This window comes from Chondromyces crocatus, from assembly GCF_001189295.1.
In the GTDB taxonomy this organism is placed as follows: domain Bacteria; phylum Myxococcota_A; class Polyangia; order Polyangiales; family Polyangiaceae; genus Chondromyces; species Chondromyces crocatus.
The window spans coordinates 10,125,119-10,144,782 of the sequence record NZ_CP012159.1 but is presented as its reverse complement, the minus strand read 5'-3'; the positions used below and the strand labels follow the sequence as shown (position 1 = coordinate 10,144,782).

At 69.1% G+C, this 19,664-nt stretch carries 15 protein-coding genes; 3 read left to right on the top strand and 12 right to left on the bottom strand.

Features of this window, described 5'->3' with window-relative positions; all coding sequences use genetic code 11:
* Positions 1-119 precede the first annotated feature (119 nt).
* The 11 genes from CMC5_RS36705 to CMC5_RS36655 form a co-directional block, all read right to left on the bottom strand.
* Entirely contained in the window at positions 120-1,145 is a 1,026-nt protein-coding gene (locus CMC5_RS36705) for a M15 family metallopeptidase (protein WP_063796416.1), read from the bottom strand.
* A 228-nt stretch (positions 1,146-1,373) separates the two neighbouring features.
* Positions 1,374-2,819 (bottom strand): DUF418 domain-containing protein, encoded by a 1,446-nt coding sequence (locus CMC5_RS36700; RefSeq protein ID WP_050434757.1) that lies wholly within the window; start codon positions 2,817-2,819, stop codon positions 1,374-1,376.
* Positions 2,820-2,911: 92 nt separating this feature from the next.
* Positions 2,912-3,127, bottom strand: coding sequence for a CstA-like transporter-associated (seleno)protein (locus CMC5_RS36695; protein ID WP_169796768.1), 216 nt, complete (start codon positions 3,125-3,127; stop codon positions 2,912-2,914).
* Positions 3,128-3,147: 20 nt separating this feature from the next.
* Positions 3,148-5,205, bottom strand: coding sequence for a carbon starvation CstA family protein (locus CMC5_RS36690; RefSeq protein WP_050434755.1), 2,058 nt, complete (start codon positions 5,203-5,205; stop codon positions 3,148-3,150).
* A gap of 182 nt (positions 5,206-5,387) precedes the next feature.
* The gene (locus CMC5_RS36685) at positions 5,388-6,287 is read right to left on the bottom strand and encodes an AEC family transporter (protein WP_342673974.1); all 900 of its coding nucleotides are present in this window, start codon (positions 6,285-6,287) and stop codon (positions 5,388-5,390) included.
* Between the two features lie 40 nt (positions 6,288-6,327).
* Positions 6,328-6,510, bottom strand: a complete 183-nt coding sequence (locus tag CMC5_RS36680; RefSeq protein ID WP_050434753.1) for a hypothetical protein — start codon at positions 6,508-6,510, stop codon at positions 6,328-6,330.
* A 79-nt stretch (positions 6,511-6,589) separates the two neighbouring features.
* Entirely contained in the window at positions 6,590-9,037 is a 2,448-nt protein-coding gene (feoB, locus tag CMC5_RS36675) for a ferrous iron transport protein B (RefSeq protein WP_050434752.1), read from the bottom strand.
* The gene (locus tag CMC5_RS36670) at positions 9,034-9,381 is read right to left on the bottom strand and encodes a FeoA family protein (protein ID WP_063796414.1); all 348 of its coding nucleotides are present in this window, start codon (positions 9,379-9,381) and stop codon (positions 9,034-9,036) included. Before CMC5_RS36670 ends, feoB begins: the two co-directional genes overlap by 4 nt.
* Positions 9,382-9,696: 315 nt before the next feature.
* Complete coding sequence (locus CMC5_RS47105) at positions 9,697-10,221, bottom strand: hypothetical protein (RefSeq protein ID WP_063796413.1); 525 nt, start codon at positions 10,219-10,221, stop codon at positions 9,697-9,699.
* A gap of 237 nt (positions 10,222-10,458) precedes the next feature.
* A complete protein-coding gene (locus CMC5_RS36660; protein ID WP_156339132.1) occupies positions 10,459-11,487 on the bottom strand; it encodes a tetratricopeptide repeat protein in 1,029 nt (342 codons plus the stop codon).
* A 24-nt stretch (positions 11,488-11,511) separates the two neighbouring features.
* Positions 11,512-12,108, bottom strand: coding sequence for a tetratricopeptide repeat protein (locus CMC5_RS36655; RefSeq protein ID WP_050434750.1), 597 nt, complete (start codon positions 12,106-12,108; stop codon positions 11,512-11,514).
* A gap of 163 nt (positions 12,109-12,271) precedes the next feature.
* Here CMC5_RS36655 and CMC5_RS36650 point away from each other — a divergent pair, with 163 nt between their 5' ends.
* The 3 genes from CMC5_RS36650 (at position 12,272) to CMC5_RS36640 (ending at position 14,047) form a co-directional block, all read left to right on the top strand.
* On the top strand, positions 12,272-12,901 hold the full coding sequence (locus CMC5_RS36650; RefSeq protein WP_050434749.1) for a hypothetical protein: 630 nt from the start codon (positions 12,272-12,274) through the stop codon (positions 12,899-12,901).
* Positions 12,902-13,223: 322 nt separating this feature from the next.
* Entirely contained in the window at positions 13,224-13,541 is a 318-nt protein-coding gene (locus CMC5_RS36645; protein WP_050434748.1) for a PadR family transcriptional regulator, read from the top strand.
* On the top strand, positions 13,538-14,047 hold the full coding sequence (locus tag CMC5_RS36640; RefSeq protein WP_050434747.1) for a hypothetical protein: 510 nt from the start codon (positions 13,538-13,540) through the stop codon (positions 14,045-14,047). The genes CMC5_RS36645 and CMC5_RS36640 overlap by 4 nt, the downstream gene beginning before the upstream one ends.
* Positions 14,048-15,080: 1,033 nt before the next feature.
* Here the strand turns inward: CMC5_RS36640 and CMC5_RS36635 are convergent.
* Positions 15,081-19,457 (bottom strand): type I polyketide synthase, encoded by a 4,377-nt coding sequence (locus CMC5_RS36635; RefSeq protein WP_050434746.1) that lies wholly within the window; start codon positions 19,455-19,457, stop codon positions 15,081-15,083.
* Between the last annotated feature and the right edge of the window lie 207 nt (positions 19,458-19,664).

The following is a 19,664-nucleotide window of genomic DNA, read 5'->3' as shown; positions in this document are numbered from 1 at the left end:
AGGTGAGTGGTTCCATCAGTCCAGACCCTCATGGCCTGGAGGGTAGCGGGCCAGCGCGCTGACCCAAAGCGAAAGCTCCCTCGGGGACGCGCGAAGGCGGCTCGAGTCGCCTGATGTTCCTACGGATTCTCGCCGGACAGAGCCTCGCCTGCCGGCTCCTCGGCCCCTCGCTCCTCCGAGGGTTGCGCCTCCAGCGGCGTCGGGGCGGGGCTCTTCTTCACGGCGGGCGCCTTCTTCGTCGTGGGAACCTTCTTCGAAGCCCCCTTCTTGGCCCCCGCCTTGTCCGTCGCCTTCTTGTCCATTGCCTTCTTGCTGGAGGGCTTCTCGCTCCCCTTCTTGGCCCCCCCCTTCTCCCCGGACGCCTTCTCGGACCCCTTCGCCCCCGCCTTCTCGGCCCCGTGCTTCTTCGACGTCCGGGTGATCTTGTCGGGATCGCCGAGGAACTCGAAGTGCATCGTATCCTCGAGCGTATCGTCTCCGAGCCAGTAGAACCCGAAGCGCTCGAACGCCTTGACCCAGCACGACGGCATCGCCATCCGCTCCTGCGCGTTGCGCACCTTGAGCTTGCACAGTGGATGACTCGGCCACGGATCCACGCAGCCGCAGCAGGGATTGCGGTCCGGATCGATGTCGATGGCGATTCCGAACAGGTGGTTCGACACCTCGCCACCCCGGTACGTGTTCGCCCCCCTGAACCCACCGATGGCCCGCGGCGTGTAGGCCGATTTCCCACGGCAGGTCTGCTGAATGCGCTTCTCCACGCAGGAGAGCGCGGGCGCGATCCGCGCATGCACGGAGATGGGCAACCCCATGAACCGCACCGACTTGGCCTGACCCAGGGCGCTCTCCGAGCTCCACGCTGCGGTGAGCTTCTCGTCGACGTAGCCGTAGTGCTCGCTCAGGTAGCGCACGGCCTTCGTCTGCTTCGTCCCGTCCAGCATTCCCCCGATCACGAACGACTTCCGCTGCAAGAAAGCCTGTGGCTTCTGCACACGGCAGCCGTGCTCGAACGTCCCCTGACCTCCGCCCTTCTCCTTGGCCAGGGCAGGGGGGCCACCCCCCACGGTCGGCATCAGGGCCAGCAGTCCGATCGCCGAGGCGACGAGCGCGCGCACCACGGGGCGTGAACGCCAGGATGCGAGCATTGCGCCATCGTGCTCTCGAGAGGGCAATCCCACGGCTCGGTTCATAAATGAAGTCCCCCGGGGCCGCCAGCCCACGGCACAAACTGTCTCCGCCCGCGAAACTGCGTCCCAGGAAGCGCGCGTACACCGACGGCGATGCCTGCGGAGACGTGGCTCTCTCGCTCGACGTCGAACGCCCGGATGCCCCGGAACCCGTCCAGGAATCCGGTGGCATCCTCGACGCGTTGCCTATCCCTCCGAGCGCCCCGTCTCTTCGACCGCCACCCCCGTGACACCTCCCGTCGCCGTCGCCCTGTTCCGGCGCATCGGCTGCGCCTTGCCGTAGGTCAACGAACGCCACACCCACTCGGCGGGACCGAAGCGGAAATGGGTGAGCCACAGCCGACTCACGATCACCTGCCCCGTGAACAGCACCGCGACCAGCACCACACATCCCAGCGAGTTGAGCTGCCCCAGCAGCCCGAACCCCACCCCGGTGAAGATCATCAGCGCGAGCGCGCTCTGGCTCAGGTAGTTCGTGAGCGCCATCTGCCCTGCCGGCGCGATCCACGACAGCACACGCCGCCACTGGACACCCTGGTAGAGCAGCGCCACCGCGGCGATGTAGAACGCCGCCATCCCCAGCGTCCCCAGCTCCCGCGCTGGGAAGCTCACGATCTTCGGCAGCAGGCTGTCCGGCCCGATCTTGTCGTGCAGGTGCGCGTACCGGAGCCAGAGCCCCACGCCCCCGCCGATGCTCCCCGCCAGCAACCCCCAGCCGAGCATGCGCCGGAACAGCTGCCGGTGCTGCGTCACATCGTGGAACAGCCGTCGACGTCCGAAGTAGGCCCCGATCAAGAACTTCCCCAGCACGCCCGCATTCGCGATCAAGATGCCGGGGCGCGTGAGCATCCACCACCACGCCTTCACGTTCGCCGCCACCAGGGTGGCGTACGAGCTGCTCGTGAGATCCGCGAAGAGCTGCGCGTTCCACGCCTCCTGGGCCTTCTTCACCTCCGCGAGTTCCTCCGGTGAGTTCAGGAGAGGAGGCAGCCAGGTGCGCACGAAATCGGCGGCCACCTCGGAGACCAGAAGGAGACCCACCCCCCACCCGAGCAGCGCCTTCGCCGAGGCGCGACGAAAGAGCAGCAGCCCGAACCCGACCAGCGCGTACGTGCTCAGGATGTCGCCGTACCAGAGGAACGACAGATGGCACGCCGCGATCCCGAGCAGCACCAGGAGTCGCCGCGTGTACCAGCGCCCAGCCGCCTCGCCACGCGCCTCGGCCCGCTCCACCTGGATCATGAACCCCAGGCCGAACAGGAAGGTGAACACGGTCATCGCCTTGTTGAACAAGGTGAACCCCAGCACCATGCCGATCGCCATGTTCACCGGGTCCGCGCTCAGCTCCTTGATGCGCTCCGGCGGCAAGAACGCGCGCCCGCTGTGCCACACATAGAGGTTCGACAGGAACACCCCACCCAGCGCGAACCCCCGCAGCGTATCGAGGAGCGTGAGCCGCTCTCCCGCGCTCACTGGACGTGCGCCCGCGCCCCCCTCCGCTGGCGCACCCTCTCCCTGCACGCCCTCTCCCTGCGCACCCTCAGCTGACGCGCCTTCAGCTGGCGCTCCCTCGGCCTTCCCCGCTCCTCGCTCCTGGTCCCCCGCGCCCCCCAGCGCCGTCTCGGCTTGCATCGAACGACGCTATCCCGCCTCCCTGGCCTGGTCACCGCCGTCGCGGCTCCCCCGTGAGCGGTCGCACCGCCGGACCGCTCCCTTCCTGATCCTCAGCAGCAGCGGAACCCCCCCTTCCCCCGCCCCCCGTAGCGCGCCTCTTGCCGCTCCCGGAAGAACTCCGCGTACGTCATCGGCGTCCGCTCCGGATGCGCCGCCTGCGCGTGCTTCACGTACGCCTCGTAGCTCGGCAACCCGACCATCAGCCGCGCCATGTCGCGCAGGCCCACCCCCAGCGCCCCCAGCCGCTCCACCCATCGCTTCGCCATCGCCCCCATCGACCCCTCCATCACTCCGCCACCACCGCGGTGGGCGGCACCTCCAGCGCCGTCCACCGCTGCGCCTTGTACGCCTTCATGCACGACCGGATCCCGAAGCCCACGATGCTCACCACCACCAGCACGAACAGCGCGGCCAGCGCGGCGTCCACCCGATCGTTCCAGATCACCTGCTGCATCTCCTCCAGGCTCTTCGCTGGCGCCAGCACCACCCCTCGACCCAGCGCCTCCGAGAAGCGCCCTGCGTGCGCCAGGAACCCCACCCGCGGATCCGACGAGAAGATCTTCTGCAGCCCTGCCGTCGTCGTGCACGCGATCAGCCACAGCGCCGGCACCACCGTCACCCACGCGTAGCGCTCCCGCTTCATCTTGAAGATCACCACCGTGCCCAGCACCAGCGCCACCGCCGCCAGCATCTGGTTCGAGATCCCGAACAGCGGCCACAGCGTGTTCACCCCGCCCAGCGGATCCGTCACCCCCTGGTACAGAAAGAACCCCCACGCCGAGACGCACAGCCCCGTCGAGACCAGGCTCGGCACGAGCGACGACGTCTCCCGGAACCGCGGCGCGAACATCCCGATCAGGTCCTGCAGCATGAACCGGCCGGCCCGCGTCCCCGCGTCGACCGCCGTCAGGATGAACAGCGCCTCGAACAGGATCGCGAAGTGGTACCAGAACGCCATCAGTGCCTTGCCGCCGATCACGCTGGAGAAGATGTGCGCCATCCCCACCGCCAGCGTCGGCGCCCCGCCGGCGCGCGACACGATCGTCGTCTCTCCCACGTCGCTCGCCGTCTGTGCGATCACCTCCGGCGCCACCGGGAAGCCCATCTGCGTCACCGCCAGCGACGCGCTCTCCGCCGTCACCCCCACCACCGCGCCGGGGCTGTTCATCGCGAAGTAGATCCCAGGCTCCAGGATCGACGCCGCTACCAGCGCCATGATCGCCACGAACGACTCCATCAGCATCCCGCCGTAGCCGATGAACCGCGCGTGCACCTCGTTCTCGATCAGCTTCGGCGTCGTCCCCGACGAGATCAGCGCGTGGAACCCCGACACCGCCCCGCACGCGATGGTGATGAACAGGAACGGGAATAGCGACCCCGACCAGACCGGCCCCGACCCATCCGCGAACCGCGAGATGGCTGGCATCTGCAGCGTCGGCGCCACCACCACGATCCCCACCGCCAGGCACACGATCGTCCCGATCTTCAGGAACGTCGACAGGTAGTCGCGCGGCGCCAGCAGCAGCCACACCGGCAGCACCGACGCCACCGCCCCGTATCCGATCAAGAGCCAGCAGAGCTGCGTCCCGGTGAACGTGAACATCGGCCCCAGCGACGCCGACTCCGCCACGTGCTGACCCGACACGATGGCCAGCATCAGCAGCACGAACCCGAAGACCGAAACCTCGCCCACGTGCCCTGGCCGCACGTACCGCGTGTAGAGCCCCATCAAGATCGCGATCGGGATCGTCGCCGCCACGGTGAACGTCCCCCACGGGCTCCCGACGAGCGCCTTCACCACGATCAGCGCGAGCACCGCCAGGATGATCACCATGATCATGAACGTCCCGAAGAGCGCGATCACCCCTGGCACCGGCCCCAGCTCGGACCGGATCAGCTCCCCCAGCGACCGCCCGTCGCGCCGCATGGACACGAACAGCACCATGAAGTCCTGCACCGCGCCTGCGATCACCACCCCGGCCAGGATCCACAGCGTCCCTGGCAGGTAGCCCATCTGCGCCGCCAGCACCGGCCCCACCAGCGGCCCCGCCCCCGCGATCGCCGCGAAGTGATGCCCGAACAGCACGAAACGGTTCGTCGGCACGTAATCGAGCCCGTCGTTGTGCCGCACCGCGGGCGTCGGACGTTCCGGGTCCAGACGCATCACATGCCGCGCGATGTACAGGCTGTAGTAGCGGTACGCCACCAGGTACACCGAGATCGCGGCCACTACGATCCACAGCGCGTTCACCGGCTCGCCACGCTTCACCGCGACGACGCCCAGGCTCAGGGCCCCCAGGATGCCCACGAGGATCCAGGGTCCGTGCTTCTTCAACCCCTCCATCGAACCATCCTCCTCGACCGACTCCCGGTATCGCGGCGGCCCCCTTTCGGAGGACTTCCCCGGCGTTTCAACCCACGTTCACGTCGGCTCCCGTGTCGGCGTCGGCGTCGGCGCCAGCGTCGGCCCCTGTGTCGGTGCTGGAATGGTCCCTGCCAACGATGGCGCGTGGCAACAGAGAACGCCTACTCCGCCACCGCCGCTGCGATGAGCGGCAGCGTCGCTGCGCTCACCAGCGTCCCCAGCACCACCACCTGCGCCGCGCCCCGCCCGAAATCGCTGTAGGCGCCCGCCTGAATGAACACGTTCACCGCCGTGGGGCAGCCCGCCAGCAGCACCGCGATCGCCCGAAACGCAGGCGGCGCTCCGGCCAGCGTCACCGCGACCCAGACCAGCGCGGGCATCGCCACGAGCTTCAGCCCGAGCGCCAGCCCGATCGGCCCCAGCTCGCCTCGTGTCGGCCGCTTCGCCTCCAGCCCGATCACCGCGCCCAGCGCCACCAGCCCCACCGGGCTCGCGCTCGCTGCCATCATGTCGAGCCCTCGGGCCAGCGGCACTGGAAGCTGCACCCCCGTGAACGACAGCACCGCCCCCAGGATCGCTGCCGCCACCACTGGGTTCAGGAACGTACGCCCCAGCGCGAGCCGAACGCTCCCGGCCCCCGTCGTCGCCTGCATCGCCCCCATCGCGAACGCCATGATCACCACGAAGTCCACCGCGATCACGCCCGCGGCCAGCCCGCTCACCGACGGCCCGAACACCGACACCGCCAGCGGCGCCCCCAGGAACGCCGTGTTCCCCACCACCCCGGCCATCCCTGCGCCCGAGCTCGTCCCGCCCGACCACCGTGCGAACCGCCCCACAGCGAGCGCGACCCCCAGCAGCAGCACCGCCGACACCCCGTACGCCACCAGCCCGCGCGCCATCGCCGGCTCGGGGGGCGGCGCCGTCCCGAGCGACCGGATCAGCAGCGCCGGGAACCCCAGCCACAGCACGTACACGGACAGCCCCTTCACCCCCTCGCGAGGCAAGAGCCGCGTCCGCGCGATCACCGCCCCGGCGGCGATCAGCAAGAAGAAAGGCAGGATCCGCGTCAGACGAACACCTTTACCAGCAGCGCGCGCCTCAGTGGCATGACCCCGAAGACTTTCCCTGCTGCTTCTTCAGCGCCCGCGCCTTCTTCACCAGCGCTGCCCGCGTCACATCCGGCTTCGCCGCGGGCGGCCCTTGCAACACGATCAACCGCAGCACGAGCCACCCGAGCGCCACCGCACACACCGCGAGCGCCACCCCGTCCTGCCAGTTCATGTGCCTCCCTGGAACGTCACGAGGGCCCCGGTGCGCCTCACGGCCTGCCCGGGCCCCGTGACGTCGTCCCTGGATGGCGTCACGTCACCCCCAGCCCGAGCAGCCGGCCCACCTGGTACACCGCCAGCGACGCCACGTACGCCAGCACCGTCATGTACCCGACCATCAACCCGGCCCACTTCCACGAGCCTGCCTCCCGCCGCACCACCGCGATGGTGCTCATGCACTGACACGCGAGCACGAAGAAGACCATCAACGACACCCCCACGAGCGGCGTCATCAACTTCGTCCCGTCCGGACGCTTCGCCTCGCGCAGCGCCTCCCGCAGCGGCTGACTCTCCTCATCGGCCGAGCCCACGTCGAAGACGATCCCCAGCGTCGACACGAACACCTCGCGCGCCGCGAACGCCCCGATGATGCCCACCCCCAGCCGCCAGTCGAAGCCGAGCGGCTCGATCGCCGGCTCGATCGCGTGACCCAGCCGCCCACCGGCCGAGTGCCGCAACGCCTCGCCCGCCTGCGCCTGCTCCGCCGCGGACAGCGCCTCCTCGCGCGCCTCTCCCTCGGGCACCGTCTCGGTGATCTCGGCCCGCCGCGCCTCCCACCGCGCCTCGGCCTCGCCGTCCTTCGGGTACGACAGGAGCCCCCAGATCACGATCGACAGCGCCAGGATCACCGTCCCCGCCGCCATCAGGAAGTCGCGCACGCGGAACCAGGTCGCCTGCGCCACGTTCCGCACACCCGGCAGACGGTAAGGCGGCAGCTCGAGCACCAGCGGCTGCCGCGGTCCCTTCAGCACCGTCCGCCGCAGCACGGCCGCGGCCCCCAGCGACGCGACGACGCTCAGCGCGTACATCGAGAGCAGCACCACCGCGCCCACGCTGAGCACCCCGAACACCTTCGTGTCCGGATCGAAGATCACCGCCGTCACCAGCACGTACACCGGGAGCCGCGCGCTGCACGACGCCAGCGGCACCACCAGCATCGTGATCAACCGATCCCGCCGGCTCTCCAGGGTCCGCGTCGCGAGCACCGCCGGGATCGCGCACGCGAAGCCCGACAGCATCGGCACGAACGCGCGCCCGTGCAGACCCACCGACGCCATCACCCGATCGATCACGAACGCCACCCGCGCCAGGTAGCCCGAGTCCTCCAGCACCGTGATGAACGCGAACAGGAGCGCGATCTGCGGCACGAACACCACCACGTTGCCCACGCCCGCGATCACACCATCGACCACCAGATCCCGGAGCGCCCCCTCGGGCAGCGCGCCGCGTACCGCGTCCTGCGTCGTCCCGACCAGCCCCTCGATCAGCGCCACGAGCGGCTCCGACCAGGCGAACAGCATCTGGAAGACGAACAGCATCACCACGGCGAACACGGCGAGTCCCCACACCGGGTGCACCAGCACCGAGTCCACCCGGCTCGACGTACTCTCGCCCGTGTAGCGCGCCTCCGTCAGCGCTCCCTCCAGCGCCGCGTCGACCCGCCCGTAACGCCATCCGACCAGCTCCTCGTCGAGGTTCCGCCCGTCCTCGTGCGCCTCCTCGTGCGCCGCCTTCACCGCGGCCCGCAGGCTGGCTGGAACCTCCAGCTCATCGTCGCCGAGCGACAGCAGCGCCCACATTGCGAGCGACCACGCGATCTCCGGATCCTCCGTGAGCTTCGCCGCGCGCACCGCCTCTTCCACGTGCCGCAAGCTCCGCGCGAGCGCCTCCGGCATCCCTTTCCGCACCGAGCGAGGTGCCGTCGTCGACGCTGACTCGTCTGCACCACGGCGGTCCCGGGACACCGCGTACTCGCCGGAGCGTTCGTGCGCCCCTGCGGCCACGCGCTCGCCGGAGCGGTCGTGGCCCTTGGCGACCACGCGTTCACCCGAACGATCGTGCTCCTCGGGCGCCATGCGCTCACCCGAGGGGTCTTGCTCCTCGGTCGCGACGCGCTCGCTCGCGCCGTCGTGCTCCTCGGTGCCCTCGCCCTCGCCGACCGGCGCCTGTCCCTCCCCTGACTTCCCTGCCGCCACGGCGTGCTGCGCCGCCTTGGCCAGCTCCGCCACGCCCTGGTTCTTCGTCGCGACCGTCTCGACGACCTCGCAACCCAGCGCCTCGCCCAGCCGCGCCACATCGATCGCGTGCCCGGCCGCGCGCGCCTCGTCCATCATGTTCAGCGCCAGCACCGTCGGCCGGCCCGAATCGATCACCTGCGTGGCCAGGTACAACCCGCGACGCAGCGCCGTCGCGTCGGCCACCACGATCACCGCATCCGGCAGCGGACCGCTTCGACCGAGCAAGGCGTCCACCGCGACGCTCTCCTCCGCCGAGCGCGCCGTCAGGCTGTAGGTGCCTGGCAGATCGACCAGCTCGATCTTCGGCGCTCCCTCCGCCGCGAGCACACCCGAGCGACGATCCACGGTGACGCCCGGGTAGTTCCCGACCTTCGCCCGCGACCCCGTGAGCCGGTTGAAGAGCGACGTCTTGCCTGCGTTCGGATTTCCCGCGACGAGAACGACCAGTGACTTCTCGGTCACGACGTCCCCTCGGAGACGGGCGCCCCTGCGCCTTCTGCCCCGAGCCCGCCTGCCGACCGCGCCGTCGCCGACCCGTCGTGTGCAGGCGCCACGTCACCGACCTCCACACCCGCCGCCTCGACACGGCGAATGCTCAGCGCATACCCCCGCACCCGCAGCTCCAGCGGATCACCGAGCGGCGCCTTCCGCTTCACCTCGACCCGCGTCCCGGCGACCAACCCCATCTCCAGCAGCCGCACCACGGTGCGACGCTCGCCACGGATACGACGAACCGTGGCCGCTTCACCGGGCGCGAGCTGGCTGAGATCCTGAGGAGAGCGCTTCGAGTCGAGGACAGAAGACATCAACAATCCTTGGTCGCGTGGAGGCAGGGACAAAAGGCAGCAAGATGATAATGGCTTTCAACACGAAGTCATCCAGCGATGCGTGCCGTCTGTGACTCGACGCGCCAGATGCAGCCTGCGACCCGACGTTCCGGACGAGCTGGCACGACGTCGAGGAGGACGCCATCGAGAACGCGCGCAGCGCTGCGCTCGTGGGAATGGCGTTGCGCTCGTGGGAGGGGAGGCTGACGCGCTCGACCCTGGCTTGCCGCAGCCAGCTCGGTCGGAGTCCTCGCCAGCGCGAGGTGGCCTCAGGCGGGGTGACGCGTGTCCTGGCTAGCTTGCTCGGCGCTTCTGCTGATCGTTTGCGGCCACCGGGCCAGACGTGTCCCGCTCCTCGCCTTCACCAGCGCGCTCACCGCTGATGATGTCGCTCAGCTCGGGAGAGATCTCGACCTCGATGTGACCCCCTCGCGGCCCATGCGTGTCGTGCTCTGCGCGGGCGCTCTGCCGCTCGCGGGACGAGCCCGAGCGCTCTTCAGGCTCGCTACGCTTCACCAGCTCGACACTCGGCGCGAGGTTGTCGCGGTTGATCAGCTTGTTGAAGCGGCTCTCCTGCCCATCCGCAGTTCGCTCCTGAAAGAGGAACGCGAGGTTGCTCTCGTCGAAGGTTTTGAACCACTGCTCCCACGAGATCGCTTCGAGTGTGTCTTCGCCGCTGTACCCTGGGAAGTCGATGCGCAGGATCCCGGCGTCCGAAGCCGTACCTCGGCCCTTGACGTGCGAAGGCGTTCCTCCGCGCTGCTCCACCCACTGTCGAATGACCTCGTGATCCATGGTGGCTTTGCCTGCTCCGTTCATCGGTAACTCCTCTTCTTCATGGGCGCTTTGCCGGCTCCCTCCGGCGGCCCGGAGCCGACGTCGCTGGTTGCTTCGTTCGGGCTGCGCGCTCGGCGCCTCGCGATGAAATCGGACCGTGACGATCCTCCAGGTGGGCAACGCCAGTGCCAACGCCGCCGAGCGCCACGCGCCACAGCCTGCAATCCAAGCAAGCCTGGACCGAGCGGCCGGTGACGGGGTGCGTTCCGCGTTCCCGGCTCAGTCCGCGCTGCTGCCGCCTGCGTGCGGTGAGGAGACTGCAGGCTCCTCCTGCGACACATCCTCGAGCCCTTCACGATCGACGCTGCACCCGAGCGCTCGCTGCAGATGTTCAAAGCGCTCTTGCAGCTCCTCCTGCAACGGCCCTTCTGCGGCCGCCGTCAGCTCCTTCAAGAGCTGATGCTCTGCCAGCGCCGGCTCTCGCTCGTACCGCCGGAGCACCTCCAGGAACCCGCTGACTGCACCTGCGCGATCTCCCGCCTGGAGCAAACACCACGCACGCTGCTCATGCAGCAGATCGAGCCGCCACGCCAGGTTGCCCACGAGGAACGCCGGGTTCACCTCCTCGTACGCCTGCGCCGCTTCTCCCCACCGCTTCAGATCGTGCAGACAGTGGGCCCGGTACAACCGCGCCCAGCCGAGAGCTGGCGAAAGCGAAAGGGCCTCCTCGAACCAGCGCAGCGCCTCCTCGATCGAGCCATCGCGAAACGAATAGGCGAGCATCCCGAGCGCGACGCGCGCCTCGGCATCTCGTGGTCGCAGCGCGATCGCCCGGAGCGCCGCGGCTCGGCCCACACCGAGCATCCGGCGTCGCACCTCCGGCCGATCCTCCACGAGCGACGCACACCGCTCTGCCGTGAACGCGCGCGAGATCTCGACCTCCGCGTCCTTCGGATCCAACGCTTGCGCCACTGCGTACAGCCGCTCCAGTGAGAGCCACCCGCGTGGCTGCTCTGCCTCGCTCAGGCGACCCTCCAGCGCCACGGCGAGGCGCCGCAGCCGCTCCGCCGCCGTGAGCGTGAGATCGAGCTGCGCCGTCTCCTGCAAGTACGCCCTCGGATCGAGCGCCTCCAGCGTCTCCACGCGCGCATGCGGAAGACCTTGTGCCGCGATCCACGCTTCGAGCATCCCTCCGGCATCGACGGCCTCGCGCCGCACGCGCTCGCGCCGATGCCGTTCCTTGGCCCGCCAGCGGGGCCGATCCTGCCCTTCGGCTCCCCGCCCTCGTAGTCCTCTCGACGTTCTCACGTCAGCCCCCTCCCTGCTCCGCCCTCAGGCCTCTCCCGCGCGACGTCCCTCCACGGTCGCCAGCAACGCCTGCGCACGGTGGATCACCACATCCAGCGTGCTGTGCGCGTACCCCAGCCTTGCAGATTCGCCTGCCAACCGCGCTGCGGCGGCGCTGTTGCCGCGGACCTGCTCCACGATGGCCATGTTGAAGTGCGGCAGCGGGTAGAGCGGGTCCACCGCGAGCGCCTCCTCGAAGACCCGCGCTGCTTCATCGAACTTCCCGAGGACCATGAGCGTCGACCCCACATTGTTGAGGGCCATCGCCTCCGCATCCGGCGTGTAGACGGACCACGAGAGCCAGAGCATCCGCTTGCGCCACGGTGCCGCGCGGAGCTGCCCGAGGAACCGCTCGAAGTGCTTCAGCGCCACCTCCGCGTGCCCTGTGGCGAACGCCCGACGCCCCTGGAACAGCGCGCGGAACACCACCCCCTGCACGCGCCCGGGCACGAGCAGCGCGACACCCACCGCGAGCAGGACCTCGGGCTCACGCCCCAGCGCGTGGACGACACCGAAGGCCAGCGCTGCCACGACGCACAGCGCGACCACGTAACCGATCTTGTACCGAGCGACCCTGCTCACACGCACGCTCTCGTCACGCCCCGGTTGCTGCTCTCGACCGCCACCCGACTGCGGCCGTAGCATGGCGCAGATCCCGCGTGAAACCGTGACACCGGGACCGAGGCGCCCGGGGGGCCTGCGCAGCCTTCTTGTCCCCCGTCACGGACCTCGTTACCCCCGCAGCATGACGCTGTTGCTCCCCTGGGCATCCGCCGTGCGCGTGGAGACCACCGCCCAGTCGACGTACGATCGTGAGGCCGGGCAGCGCAAGCGCGCGCTCCACTTCAAGCCCGATCGCAGCATCGACTCCGACGACACCTGGATGTTCGTCGACGGCAGCGGCAGCGGCTGGCACGGCCTCGTCGTCATCCGCCCCGGTGAGGACCCGCGCCTCATCGCGCGCGAAGGCCGCCGCGGCATGAAGAACGTGGGCGCCGAGGTGAGCGCCCTCCTCCTCGCCCTGGAGGCCCTGGTCCCCGGAGAGCGCGCCGTGATCGTCGCCGACTTCCTGTGGAGCATCTACTACGTGCTCGGCTGGTACAACGTGAACCACCCGGATCTACAGACGCTGGTCGCCGAAGCGCACGCGCTGCTCGACGCCCGCCGCCCTGCCGCACTCCGGTACATCCACATCCGCGGCCACGTGAAGGACGACTCTCCCCTCGGCCGCTGGAACCACCTTGCCGATCGCCTCTGCTCCCTGCGCCGCCCCGTCGACTGCACGGCGCCCCTGTCGGCCTTCGGTGACCCTCCCGCGAGCCGCCCGCTGGCGAAGATCCTCCTGGAAGCAACGGACGGCGCGATCTTCCGCTGACGCCAGCGCCTCGGCGATGAATCTCAACCTCGGGATTTGAGAAAAATTGAACGGTTTTTCCAGCGCGGTATGACCGTGTTCTCTCGACAGTCGGTCCCGCCGGGCAGCGTCCCAGCGCGGCGAAGGCTGCTGTCGTCTTCACCGAGGTGAGGTGAGCACATGCATGATCTCGCAATCTTTCTGGTCGGTTTCGTCGTTGCGCTCGCGCTCTGTGAAATGCGCACTGCCTGGAAGGCCACCGCGAAAGGATGAAGGCCATGCTGGAAGCAGCGTCTCCCGTGACGCCGCTGTCCGCTGTATCCTCGTTGCAGGAAAGCTCGCCATGGACGCGCCCATCAACGCGAAAGCCGCCCTCCTCCAAGCGCTCCTGCGAGGCCCTGGATACGGCCTCGATCTGATCGAGCGCGTGAAACAGCAGACGGAAGGGCGGCTCGTGCTGGGTCAGGGCAGCATCTATCCAACCTTGCGCGACCTGAACCGTGAAGGATTCGTCGAGAGCTACGAAGCGCCGAGGTTGAAGGAACGCGGCGGCAGACCGCGCATCATGTACCGGCTCACGCCGCTGGGAGCACAGCTTGCCATGGAGCACCGTGACACCGTGTTGCTGCTCTTCTGGCCTTCGCCGGAGACCACGCGATGAGCGCCGGGGAATCCGACGACGATCGACTGGACCGTGAGGCGCCGACGCTCTCCGAGCGATCGTCGAACGACACCCTCCTCGACGAGGACGGCCCTCCGGACTGGCTCGCTGCGCTGCCTCGGGCGCACGCGCGGGCTGCCGAACGCACCATGCCGCACGTCGCCCTCGTCTTCAGCGTGCTCGCCGTGCTCGTCGCGAGCGAGCTTCAGGACGAGGAGCTGGGGGATGCTCATGAAGGCATCGTCCGCCATTTCGAGCGCTCTTCGGCCCGCTGGCCCGTTTATGGGAAGCTCGCTTCGACGGCGTTCTGGATCGTCATCAACCAGGTGCGCGAGTTGGTCGCCGACCTTGCCGATGACATCGGCGGGGGTCGCAGGAAACGGACGCGAGCGCGGGAGGAGAGACCCTCCACCCGGTCCCTGTCACCGAAGCCGGTCGTGTCTTCGGACCCGCGAGAGGTGCATGCAGAGCGGCCCTTCGCGGTGTACGGCCGGTGGGTGTACTGAGGCGCGCCGCGGCTGAACCACGCTGGGTTGCGTCGGGCGCGGCGGGCTCATGTCGCCCGCGCTTCGAGAGCCGAGACCGGGAGCTGCGATAGAAGAGAGCTCGGTCGTGAGAGGGGCTGTGAAGTCGCACGAAGGTCTGTGGGGTGGACTGCGTCGCGAGAGGGTGGTCCGCGCGTAACTAATTGAAATCACGTTGGATGAGGTCCAGCGGGGATCCCACGTGGACGCAAAGGATCTTCGTGAGGTCGTGAAGGTTCCTTCGTGAGGACGTGAAAGAGCTTCGTGAGGACACGAAGGGTCCTTCATGAAGACGTGAAGGATCTTCGTGAGGACGAGAAAGATCTTCGCGAGGTCACGAAGGGTCCTTCGTGAAGTCAGGAAGGGTCCTTCGTGAGGACGAGAAAGATCTTCCTGAAGACACGAAGTCGTTTCGTGCGACGCGAAGTTGATTCGTGAAGACGTGAAAGATCTCCGTGAAGACACGAAGTCGCTTCGTGCGACGCGAAGCTGGTTCGTGAGGACGTGAAGGATCTTCGTGAAGACAGGAAGTTGGTTCATGCGACGCGAAGTCGGCTCGTGAGGACATGAAAGATCTCCGTGAAGACACGAAGCTGGTTCATGCGACGCGAAGTCGGTTCATGAGGACGTGAAAGATCTCCGTGAAGGCACGAAGTCGTTTCATGCGACGCGAAGCTGGTTCATGAGGACGTGAAAGATCTTCCTGAAGACACGAAGTCGTTTCGTGCGACGCGGAGCCAGCTCGTGAGGACGTGAAGGATCTTCGTGACGGCAGCAGAGCGCACCACGCCCGCACGAGAGCATTTCGCTTCGACGGGAAGCCGGACTTCGTGACGCGAAACGGATTCACGAAGCCACGGAGGTCCGTCGCCTCGTCACGGTCTCGCGGTGGATGGCCAGGGATGCGCGTCGAGACCTCGCGGCGCGGTCTCGGCAGGGAACTGAACAGGCTTCGTCCCGACGGGGCGAAGCGCTCCGGGGGCTCGTGGTGGGCTCCCGGAGCGTCTGCTCAGGTTCACACGATCGTGGCCACGCTCTTGGTGGAAGCCTGCGGTGGGCGCGTGTCCTTGCTGACGCGCACGCTGCGCGCGGGGCTGGATGGCGGGGGCAGCACGCCCGTGCGCACGGCGAAGTCCACGTACCTGTCGATCAGGGCGACATCGATGGGCGGGCAGCGGACGCCCGTGTCGGCGAGGGCATGCACGGCGTCTCGCGTGTCGAAGACCACGCGGCTGGCGTCGATCAGCGCGCCGCTCAGCAGGGCGAGCACGGTCCTCAGCGGGGCGGCAGGGCTCTCGGCGCGGCTTCTGGCGTCGGCGAGGGCGCGGCGGAGCCACTCGTCGGTGGACACCTCGTCGAGCGGATAGCCTCGGGCGCGGACGCTGTCGCACACCCAGTCGAACGCGGACGCCTCCGGGTTGAGCAGGTGGTACGTGCGGTTCACCGACGCGGGGGATCGCGCGAGCTGGACGAGCGCGGCGCTCACGTAGTCGGCGGGCGTGACGCGCACGCTGCGGTTCAAGGCGGGCACGGCGCCGAGGTCGACGCAGGCCCGGGCGAACCGAGACAGGATGTCGTCGGCGTTGAGGTAGCCCGTCCTGCTGTCGCCCGTGACGAAGCCGGCCCGGTAGATGGTGACCGGGATCCCGCGGGCGCGGGCGATCTCCATCACCTGCTCGGCGACCCGCTTGCTCTCGCCGTAGCCACTCACGCTGCGCTCGGCGGGGCGCGTGAGCGGCTCGTCCTCGGCGATGGTCTCGGTGTGTCCCAGCATGGGGAAGACCGCCAGCGTGGAGACGTGGTGCACGCGCTTCAGGCGCTGGGTGGTCGCGAGCAGCAGGATCTCGCGGGTGCCGAGCACGTTCGATGCGCGCAGCTCGGTGTAGCCGTAGAGGAAGTTCACGGCGGCGCCGTTGTGCACGATGGCGTCGATCTCGCCGGCGAGGCGGGCGTACAAGGCGTCCGCGATGCCCAGCCGCGGCGCTTCGAGATCACCGACCACGGGCACGACGCGCTTCCAGAGGGCTTCGTCCCAGCAGTCGCGCTCCCGCAGCGCCTGTTCGAGGCGGGCAGCGGCGCCTCGCTCGTCCCGCGCGCGGACGAGGCAGTGGACGGTGGCGTCCGTGCGTTCGAGCAACTCCCGCAGCAAGAACGGCCCCAGGAAGCCGGTCGCCCCCGTGAGGAGCACAGCGCGCATCGTGCTCGATGCTTCGCCAGAAGGCGGCTGGATGTCTGGATCGAGGGTCCGATCGGACTCGGGCGTCGCGGCGGACGACGCTGCGTGCTCCGGGGATTCGAGGTGCTCGACCACCCAGCCAGCGAGGGTGACGACCGACGGACCTTGCAGCAGGCGCGCGATGGGCACGAGGAGACCGACGTCGCGCTCGATGGCTTTTCTCAGTTCGAGGGCCATCAGCGAGTCGAGGCCCTTGTCGGAGAGCCGGACCGTGGGATCGATCGCCTCGGGGGCGACGCCGAGCACGTGCGCGAGCTGCTTCTGCAGGAGCGCCTCCACCCGGGCGCGACGTTCTTCGAGCGGTGCGGAGAGGAGTTCGGCGCGGATCTCCGGCTCAAGATGCGCCGGCGGGTCTGCCGTGGCGGCCTGCTCGGAGGAGCGTTCGGTGCGCTCTCGCGTCAGGGAGGGCTCCAGCGGATGCGAGGCGTGCTGCGCCACGAGCGCACGGGCTTCGTCGTGCTCGAACCAGTGGCGTGTGCGCTGCCAAGGGTACGGCGGGAGCGACACGACGCGCGAGGGCGGAGGCGTGAGCGCGCTCCAGTCCAGCGAGAGGCCCGCAGCGTGGAGGTGCCCGGCCGTGGTGAGCAAGCTGGCCCGCTCGCCCGCGTTGCGCTGGAGGGAGCCGAGCGCGGTCGGTGCGCGCCCGAGGGCCTCGCCGCACTGCCGGATCGCGCCCGTCATCAGGGGATGCGGGCTGATCTCGACGAACATCTCGTGCCCGTCGCTCAGGAGGGTCTCCATCGCACCTGCGAACCGCACGGGCTCGCCGAGGACGCGGCACCAGTACGCCGCACCGAGGTCCTCCCCTTCGATCCAGGCGCCGTGGACCGACGAGAGCATGGGGATGGAGGTCGACCGCGGGCGCAGCCCTTCGAGCGCCACGCGGTACTCGTCGAGGAGCGGCGCCATGTGGGGGCTGTGGAAGGCCACATCGACCGCGAGGGCACGGCAGAACACCTCGCGCTGCTGGAGCTCGGTCGCGAGCGCGTCGAGCGTCGCTCGGTCACCCGACAGCACGATCGAAGTCGGCGCGCTGATGACCGCGACCGAGACCCGGTCCTCCAGCCCGCGCAGCAGTCCCTGGGCCTGCTCGGGAGACAGCCCCACGGCGAGCATCCCGCCCTTGCCCGCGGCGCGCATCAGGAGCTTGTTGCTCTCACAGACGACACGCACGGCGTCGTCGAGATCGAGCGCGCCGGCGATGTGCGCGGCCGGGACCTCGCCCATGCTGTGGCCCACCACCGCGGCCGGGGTGACGCCCGTGTGGTGCCACCACCGCGCCACAGCGACCTGGAGCGCGAAGATCATCGCCTGGATGACGTCCGTGCGTGTGAGCCGCGGGTCCTTGGCGTCCGCCTCGATGAGTTCCAGCAACGAGCCGACGTCGAGGTAGCGCCGCATCGCCTCGTCGCAGGCCCCGAGCGCATCCCGGAACACCCGCTCGGTGCGCAAGAGTTCGCGGCCCATCCCCGCCCACTGAGAGCCGTTGCCCGTACACACGAAGACGGCACGCCGCGCTCCGACAGGGAGGACCTTCCTTCGGACCACGCTGACGCGACGCTCCGCCGCGAGATACGCTCCGAGCTGCGCGCGGGCATCGGCGGCAGAGCGCGCGACCAGCGAGAAGCGCTCCTCGTGGTGCGTCCGGCGGTACAGCGCGGTGGCGCAGACGTCCCGGAAGCGCTCCTCGTCCTCCCTTTCCAGCGCGCGAAGCCACTCGTGGAACGCGGCCACGCGCGCCTGAAGTGCCTCGGGCGACCGCGCCGAGAACGTCAGGAGGTGCTCGGTCCCGACCGTGGTGCCGGCCTCGGACTCGGTGCTGGCCTTGGTCTGGCTGCTGGCCTCGGACTCGGTGCTGGCGTGGGCATGCGCCGTGGCGGCAGCCGCAGGAGCCGCTTCGAGCACGACGTGCACCTTGGTGCCGGAGAGCCCGAACGCGCTGACGCCAGCTCGTGCGGGGCCATCGTGCTCGGGCCACGGTGTCGAGACCACTGGCACGCGCACTGGCACCTTCTCCCATGCGACCTGCGACGTGGGCTGCTGGACGTGGAGGCTCTCCGGGATGGTGCCGTGTTGGAGGCACAGCGCCGCTTTGATCAGTCCGGCGAGGCCCGCGCAGCCCTCCGTGTGCCCGAGGTTGCTCTTCACGGAGCCGACGTACACGGGCGCATCCGCTGCGCGTCCCTGGCCGAGGACGGCCGCGATCGCGCCGAGTTCCACCGCGTCGCTGGCGCTCGCGCCAGCGCCACAGGCCTCGATGTAACGCACGCTCGTGGGCGCGACATCGGCATGCGCGTATGCCGCGCGCAGCAGCGATTCCTGGGCCGCCTGGCTGGGTGTCGCGTGGAGGCCGTGGCCACGTCCGCCGTCGTGGTCGACGGCGCTGCCCAGGATGACGGCGTGGATCGGATCCCCGTCTCGCTGCGCTGCCGAGAGCGGCTTGAGCAGGACGGCGCCGATGCCCTCGCTGCGCGCGTAGCCGTCCGCAGTTTCATCCGCGAACTTGCAGCGACCCTCGGGCGACAGCAGGCCGGCACGCAGCGTTCCGAGGCTGTGCTCGGGCAGGAGCACCAGGTTCGCCCCGGCCGCGAGCGCGAGAGACACCTCGCCAGCCCAGAGGCTCTGGCAGGCGAGGTGGACGCCGAGGAGCGAGGAGGCGCCGGCGGCGTCGGCCGTGAAGCTCGGACCTTCGAGGCCGAACGCACGCGAGATGCAGCCAGAGGCCCCGCTGCGGGCGCCCCCCCTCACGGCGTGCGGGTCGAGCTTGCCGCGGCGCTGCTGGAGGGCTTCGTAGTCGTTGCTGGCCATGCCAACGAAGACGCCCACCCGCCGATCGTGGAGGGCCTCGGGGATGACGCCGGCATGCTCGAAGGTCTCCCAGCAGACCTCGAGCAAGAGGCGGTGCTGCGGATCGAGCTGCGACGCTTCCCGGGGCGAGAGCTGGAAAAACGTCGCGTCGAAGCGATCGATGCCCTGCAGGAAGCCCCCCTCTCGGGGCAACCCATCCCACGCTCCTTGCCCAGCCTCCGAGCGTTCCTCCGGTCGTGGGCCGACGACGTCGATGCCGTCGGTCAGAATCCGCCAGTAAGCATCGATGCCGTCCGCCTGCGCGAACCTGCACCCCATGCCGATGATCGCGATCGGTTCTCGTGACATGACGTGTTCCTTATTCCGCGCGCGCGATGACGCACAAGCACGTCGACGGACGACGTGGACGCGTCGGTTGCACGCAGGATCCGCGTATTTCTTCATTCACGGTAAGTCTCGGTCTCCCCATCGACAAGGCACGGCAGTGCTCGAACGGCCCACCATGTGCGCTTGAAGAGCCAACGGATCTCGGGTGATCGAGCACCAAGGCGCCCG

What these genes read in the sequence shown, in the direction of transcription:
- CMC5_RS36645 (WP_050434748.1), top strand. Translation starts at nt 13,224, where the DNA reads ATGGACGCGCCCATCAACGCGAAAGCCGCCCTCCTCCAAGCGCTCCTG.
- CMC5_RS36670 (WP_063796414.1), bottom strand. Translation starts at nt 9,381, where the DNA reads ATGTCTTCTGTCCTCGACTCGAAGCGCTCTCCTCAGGATCTCAGCCAG.
- CMC5_RS36705 (WP_063796416.1), bottom strand. Translation starts at nt 1,145, where the DNA reads ATGCTCGCATCCTGGCGTTCACGCCCCGTGGTGCGCGCGCTCGTCGCC.
- CMC5_RS36690 (WP_050434755.1), bottom strand. Translation starts at nt 5,205, where the DNA reads ATGGAGGGGTTGAAGAAGCACGGACCCTGGATCCTCGTGGGCATCCTG.
- CMC5_RS36695 (WP_169796768.1), bottom strand. Translation starts at nt 3,127, where the DNA reads ATGGCGAAGCGATGGGTGGAGCGGCTGGGGGCGCTGGGGGTGGGCCTG.
- CMC5_RS36640 (WP_050434747.1), top strand. Translation starts at nt 13,538, where the DNA reads ATGAGCGCCGGGGAATCCGACGACGATCGACTGGACCGTGAGGCGCCG.
- CMC5_RS36635 (WP_050434746.1), bottom strand. Translation starts at nt 19,457, where the DNA reads ATGTCACGAGAACCGATCGCGATCATCGGCATGGGGTGCAGGTTCGCG.
- CMC5_RS36680 (WP_050434753.1), bottom strand. Translation starts at nt 6,510, where the DNA reads ATGAACTGGCAGGACGGGGTGGCGCTCGCGGTGTGTGCGGTGGCGCTC.
- CMC5_RS36700 (WP_050434757.1), bottom strand. Translation starts at nt 2,819, where the DNA reads ATGCAAGCCGAGACGGCGCTGGGGGGCGCGGGGGACCAGGAGCGAGGA.
- CMC5_RS36650 (WP_050434749.1), top strand. Translation starts at nt 12,272, where the DNA reads ATGACGCTGTTGCTCCCCTGGGCATCCGCCGTGCGCGTGGAGACCACC.
- CMC5_RS47105 (WP_063796413.1), bottom strand. Translation starts at nt 10,221, where the DNA reads ATGAACGGAGCAGGCAAAGCCACCATGGATCACGAGGTCATTCGACAG.